Source organism: Persicitalea sp. (genome assembly GCF_041751555.1).
Taxonomy (GTDB): Bacteria; Bacteroidota; Bacteroidia; order Cytophagales; family Spirosomataceae; genus Persicitalea.
Genome location: NZ_JBGSXF010000006.1, coordinates 1 through 5463, shown reverse-complemented (window position 1 = coordinate 5463; position 5463 = coordinate 1). Strand labels below are relative to the sequence as shown.

Genomic DNA, 5463 nt, shown 5'->3' with positions numbered 1-5463 from the left:
CATGGGCATCAATGGCTCCACGGTGGATGGCTACATGAACCACACCATCGAAAACATGACCCGCGCCGTGATCGAGGAGCGCCCGATGAACTTCCGCGAGGTGGACGTGTTCTCGCGCCTCATGGCCGACCGCATCATCTTTATGGGCACGGCGGTGGACGACAACATCGCCAACATCGTGGTGGCGCAGTTGCTGTTCCTCGAATCGGCCGATGCCAAGAAAGACGTGCTGATGTACATCAACAGCCCCGGCGGCTCTGTCTATGCCGGGCTGGGTATTTACGACACCATGCAGTACGTGCGGCCCGACGTGGCGACGGTCTGCACCAGCTTGGCTGCCTCGATGGGTGCGGTACTGCTGGCGGGCGGTGCAGCGGGCAAGCGCTCGGCCCTGCCCCACGCGCGAGTAATGATCCACCAGCCTTCGGGCGGCGCGCAGGGACGCTCGACCGACATCGAGATCACGGCCCGCGAGATCGTCAAGATCCGCGAGGAACTTTACGAAATCCTGGCCGATCACACGGGCAAGGATGTGAAAGACATCGAGAAGGATTCTGACAGCGACAAGTGGTTCCGTGCCATCGAGGCCAAGGAATACGGCCTGATCGACGAGGTACTTACCCGCGAAAAATCAAAGGAAAGTTAAGTCCCGCTCGGTAAATCGATACCTGCCGATAAGGTTCATCCGTGAACCTTATCGGTTTTTTTGTTGCTTACCCAAGTACCCAACTTGATTGGCGATGCAAAAAAACTGAACTTTGCGATAAAGTTTATGAGTTTAAAGTCTATAAGTAAACCGCTTCGTAACCTGCTAAATACCAAGGTGCCAGGACTTTTACTTTTATATCGAAAGCTTTCTTCATCAAAAAACAACTCATAAACTTCTGAACTCATAGACTCATAAACTTTCCCCAATGGCTCAAGTAACCTGTTCGTTCTGCGGACGCCGTAAAAGTGAAGTCGAACTTCTGTTGTCGGGTATCGACGCCCACATCTGCAACCACTGCATCACGCAGGGAAATCAGGTGGTGATGGAAGAACTGAACCCCAAAGATAAGAAAGACAAAGACGGCAAAAAGTCGAAACTGCCCAAGCTGAACCTCATTCCGCCGCAGGCGATGAAGGAATTCATGGAGCAGTACATCATCGGGCAGGATGAAGCCAAGCGCTCGCTGGCCGTGGCGGTGTACAACCACTACAAGCGTCTGTCGCAGTTCAAAGACGAAGACGAGGTGATTATCGAGAAGTCGAACATCATCATGGCGGGCGAAACCGGAACCGGCAAAACCTACCTCGCACGCACCATCGCCAAAGTACTGCAGGTACCTTTCTGCATTGCCGACGCTACCACCGTGACCGAGGCGGGCTACGTGGGCGAGGACGTCGAGACGATCCTGACGCGGCTGTTGCAAGCCGCGGACTACAACGTGGAAGCCGCCGAGCGTGGCATCGTGTACATTGACGAAATAGATAAAATTTCCCGCAAGTCGGACAACCCGTCGATCACCCGCGACGTAAGCGGTGAGGGCGTGCAGCAGGCTTTGCTCAAACTACTGGAAGGATCGATCGTGAACGTACCCCCGCAAGGCGGACGCAAGCACCCCGACCAGAAAATGATCGCCCTGAACACGGAGAATATCCTGTTTATCTGCGGCGGTGCCTTCGATGGCATCGAGCGGCACATCGCCAAGCGCATCAACACGCGCCCCATCGGCTTTTCGGGCGATAACCGCATCATCGAAATCTTCGACAAAGGCAATTTGATGCGCTACGTGACGGCAATGGATTTGAAATCGTTCGGTTTGATTCCTGAGTTGATTGGTCGTCTGCCCGTGCTGACTTACCTCAACCCGCTGGACCGCGAAACGCTGCGCCGCATCCTGGTCGAACCCAAAAATGCCCTCGTGAAGCAGTACCAGAAACTGTTCAGAATGGAAGGTGTCGAGCTGTATTTCGACGACGATGTGATCGACTTCATTGTGGATCAGGCGATGATTTATAAGCTGGGAGCCAGAGGCTTGCGCTCTATTTGCGAATCCATCATGACGGATGCGATGTTCGAAATGCCTTCCAATAAAGACATGAAGGAATTTACCCTTTCGCTCAATTATGCCCGCGAGCAATTCGATAAATCCTCAATGGCTCTGCTTCGCTCCGTAGCCTAACTCTGCTTCGCTCCGTAGCCTGACCAAGAATGCTATACTACTTCAAAAACACCCTGCTTTTCTTGGAAAGGCAGGGTGTTTTTTTGCCCAAATTTCCTTATTCTTGCAGGATTCACACCCTCATAACCCACATACACATGAACAACTGGCTTACAAATAAAGGAATCGTGGTCATCGGTGGCACTACCGGGCTGGGGCTTTCGGCGGCGCAGGCATTTGTGAATCACGGAGCCAACGTGGTCGTGATCGGGCGCAATCCTGAGAGCTGTCTAATGGCCGAGGTAGATCTGGGCCAGAATGCCCGCGCCAAGCAGGGCGACGCGACCGACGCCCAAACCGCTCAGAATGCCATTCAACTTTGTGTGCGCGAGTTCGGTAGTTTCGATGGCCTGTATCACGTGGCGGGCGGCAGCGGCCGCAAGTTCGGCGACGGCCCGCTGCATGAACTGACACTCGACGGCTGGAATACCACGCTGAATCTCAACCTAACCAGCCTGATGCTCTCAAATCAGGCGGCCATCCGCGCCTTCATGGGCATGAACCGCGGCGGCGTGATCCTGAACATGGGTTCGGTGCTGGGTGAGTCGCCCTCGCCGCAACACTTCACTACCCACGCCTACGCCGCGGCGAAGTCGGCGGTGATTGGCTTTACCAAATCCACGGCGGCTTACTACGCCAAAAACAACATCCGCATCAACGTGCTGGCCCCAGCGCTGGTCGATACGCCCATGGCCAAACGCGCCTCCGAAGACGATGCCATTCAGAGCTTCATCAAAACCAAACAACCCCTTGACGGTGGCCGCATGGCCCAACCCAACGACCTCGACGGTGCGGCGGTCTATTTTATGTCCGATTTCTCCCGCTTCACTACCGGGCAGGTACTTACTGTGGATGGCGGATGGAGCGTAACTGAAGGGCAGTATTGAAGGAAGGTTGTTGATTTGTGTGACCGTGTAATTGATATTGAATTGCTCATTTATTGATTTGGTAACCTTGTTTGTGCCTTTGTCGCATTTCCACTCAGGGTAAACTCCACCAAAGCATGTCTTTCACTCTAAGAAGTTGAACCGATCACACCGTCAACGGCAGATCTCACATGAAAATGCTTTCAAGAATACTGGTACCCGCACTTTGTCTGGCCTTCCTGACTTCCGGTGGCCCCGCCAGGGAGCAGGAAAACCCGCGCCCCCTCGACGTGTGGGCCATCCGCTCGGTGCTGGATAAAAAACCGAGGATGCTGACCGTGGCGTTGGATACGGCGATGTACGTGGCCTATGATATGGCGAAGTGCAAGATGTACAAAGTCTGGAAAGGTGGCATTTCGATGGACGGCGCGCCCTACACCAGCGAAAAGGAAATTCAACCTACCTCCTGGGGCGCGGACTACCTGAATGATAGCGACCAAAATTTTAATTGGACCGCTAAGCTCGATGGCAAAGCAATGCCGATTCTGATGCAGAGTAAAGGCTACGTTTTCAAGAAAAATCAAATCTACTTACAACATAGCCTGATTCTGGGCACGGACACGATTCAGATCGAGGAGCGTCCGGAATTTGTCAGAAACAAAGCGGGTAAGCCGGGTCTAGAGCGAATCTTCGTGACCAGCAATGTACCGTCGAATGTTTCCATCACCCTAAAATCGGCTTTGGGAAATCTGGCCATGGTTTCCAACGGCAGGTCGCGGCATACGGATTATTTTGAGCCGCTGCCCGCGCAATCGCGGCCCATCGCCCAGAAAGAGTACGCTCACAAGGGGGAGGAATTGATCGAGAAAAGTGACTGCCTGACCTGCCATGAGTACTACGAGGAGAACGTCGGGCCGTCGTTCCAGCAGGTGTCGGGGCGCTATCTCAAGAACAAGAGTAACGTGGCGCAACTTACCGCCAAAATCAAAAATGGCGGCACGGGTGCCTGGGGAAACGGCATGATGAACGCCCATCCGGCACTGGCCACGGATGAGATTGAGACCATTCTCGACTACATTTTCACTCTGAAACCCAGAGAGCTAACCACTAAAAAAGAACACCTTCCCGATCGGCCCAACACGGCGGAGAAACTGCCCACCAAGCCCGGCTTCGGCGCGGCGCTGGAAGGCGTTCACCCCAGTATAGACCTCACGACCCTGCATACGCCCGGCTTCAAACCCAAGGTGGGCGCGATGGCTTTCCTACCCGACGGGCGGCTGGTGGTCACGACCTGGGATGTGGTAGGCGGCGTGTATTTGCTGGATAATGTCACGAAGGACAAAGGCGAGGAAATTCAGGTGAAGCGCATTGCTTCCGGCCTGGCCGAACCGCTGGGTATCGAAGTCGTGAATGGTGAGATTTACGTTTTGCAAAAACACGAACTGACCCAACTCATCGACAATGACGGCGATGAAATCATCGACGAGTACCGCACCATCTGCAACGGCTGGGGCGTCACCGCCGATTTTCATGAGTTTGCATTTGGTCTGGTACACAAAGACGGATACTTCTACGCCACGCTTTCGATGGCGATGCGCCTGACACCCGATCAGAAACAACAGCCTGAGCGAGGTCATACAATCAAGATCAGCCCCGACGGTAGTTTTGAGTCCGTAAACTACGGCCTGCGGACACCCAACGGCATCGGTGTCGGCCCGGACGACGAACTTTTTGTGCTGGACAACCAGGGCCAATGGCTACCCGCCAACAAATTGATTCACGTCCGTGAGGGCGATTTCAACGGCATGGGTTGGGGCTGGCTCGACGAATCGGCTCCGATGCCGCGCATGGTGCCGCCCGCGATTTGGTTGCCCGAAAACGAAATCGGTAACTCACCTTCCGAACCCGTGTTAATCAAAGAAGGAATCTACAAAGGCCAAATGCTGCACGGCGAGGTAACGCACGGCGGTATCGTCCGCGATTTTTTGGAAAAAGTTAATGGAAAGTACCAGGGCGCGGCCTTCCGCTTTTCGCAAGGCTTCGCGGCGGGCGTCAACCGGATGCGCTGGGGGCCCGATGGGGCTTTGTACGTGGGCGAGGTAGGCATGGCCCCCGGCGGGTGGAGCTGGCAGAATCACACCTCTGGCTTGCAGAAGATTACTTTTAACGATAAGAAGACCTTTGAAATGCTGGCCGTGCGGGCTAAGCCAAAGGGTTTTGAAATAGAATTCACCGAATCTGTGAGCAAGAACATCAAGGCTGATTTTCAGAAAATGCTGATTCAGCAGTGGTGGTACCAGCCTACGCCAAAATACGGCGGACCGAAAATGGATTTGACGGACATGAAGGTGAGCCGGATGTCGCTTTCGGACGACGGCACCCGGCTATATCTG

General features: G+C 54.3%; 4 protein-coding genes. All 4 read left to right on the top strand.

Annotated elements, in window-relative coordinates:
- The first annotated feature begins 1 nt into the window (after window position 1).
- A complete protein-coding gene (locus ACEW8P_RS00280) occupies window positions 2–646 on the top strand; it encodes a ClpP family protease (RefSeq protein WP_373511111.1) in 645 nt (214 codons plus the stop codon).
- A gap of 268 nt (window positions 647–914) precedes the next feature.
- Window positions 915–2165 (top strand): ATP-dependent Clp protease ATP-binding subunit ClpX, encoded by a 1251-nt coding sequence (clpX, locus tag ACEW8P_RS00275; protein ID WP_373511110.1) that lies wholly within the window; start codon window positions 915–917, stop codon window positions 2163–2165.
- Between the two features lie 137 nt (window positions 2166–2302).
- Window positions 2303–3091 carry an SDR family NAD(P)-dependent oxidoreductase gene (locus tag ACEW8P_RS00270; protein WP_373511109.1) on the top strand — a complete coding sequence of 263 codons (789 nt, stop codon included), beginning with the start codon at window positions 2303–2305 and terminating at the stop codon, window positions 3089–3091.
- A gap of 176 nt (window positions 3092–3267) precedes the next feature.
- Window positions 3268–5463 (top strand): c-type cytochrome (locus ACEW8P_RS00265; RefSeq protein WP_373511108.1); only part of this gene is annotated, 2196 nt, incomplete at its 3' end.

Coding starts and splice junctions, on each gene's coding strand:
- ACEW8P_RS00280 (WP_373511111.1), top strand. CDS start 2: ATGGGCATCAATGGCTCCACGGTGGATGGCTACATGAACCACACCATC.
- clpX (WP_373511110.1), top strand. CDS start 915: ATGGCTCAAGTAACCTGTTCGTTCTGCGGACGCCGTAAAAGTGAAGTC.
- ACEW8P_RS00270 (WP_373511109.1), top strand. CDS start 2,303: ATGAACAACTGGCTTACAAATAAAGGAATCGTGGTCATCGGTGGCACT.